General features: G+C 43.0%; 1 protein-coding gene. It reads right to left on the bottom strand.

Annotated elements, in window-relative coordinates:
* Nucleotides 1–326: 326 nt before the first annotated feature.
* The coding region (locus tag R7R78_RS29290) for a hypothetical protein (protein WP_225474987.1) at nucleotides 327–526 on the bottom strand (200 nt) is incomplete at its 5' end.

Raw genomic sequence — 526 nt, 5'->3', positions numbered from 1 at the left:
CGTGCTATTTTCCATTAATACACCAATGATACAAGTTAGATACACGAGCCAAGGTGTAACACCGAGGCATAACGTTACATACCATAACAAATACTAAGCCGCTGAGTAGCTTAAATGGCACATTTAAGTGATCAAAGTGGAATAAAACATTACTTAGTAACGTATTCAATGTGATGGGCGACCACCTGGAATGTAAGTGAGTGTTTTACTAGAACTCTCACGCTCTGGTTAGACGATTTTTGTGGGTGGCTGTTTTTTTCTTAAGTGCCGATCACCCCCTAACGGGGGCTAATATCTGATAGACACCGTGTGATACCTTTTTATGATCAGTTTTTGATCCGCTTCCAGTGACGCTTAACCGTTGCTATACCTACCCCAGAAAGCTCTTGTACGGCTTTTTGAGTGGCTTTTTTGCCATCAGCAAGCAAAGAGGCATAAGCGGTCGTCATCTTCGATAAAACGTCATCAGTTCGCTTTTGATTTGTGTAGTGTGCACCAACGGCCTGACGTGTTTCTAAGGGCTGGT

It is taken from the genome of Vibrio sp. 2134-1, assembly GCF_033339495.1.
Note: the sequence above shows the minus strand (reverse complement) of the source record. Positions and strands in the feature narration are given on the sequence as shown.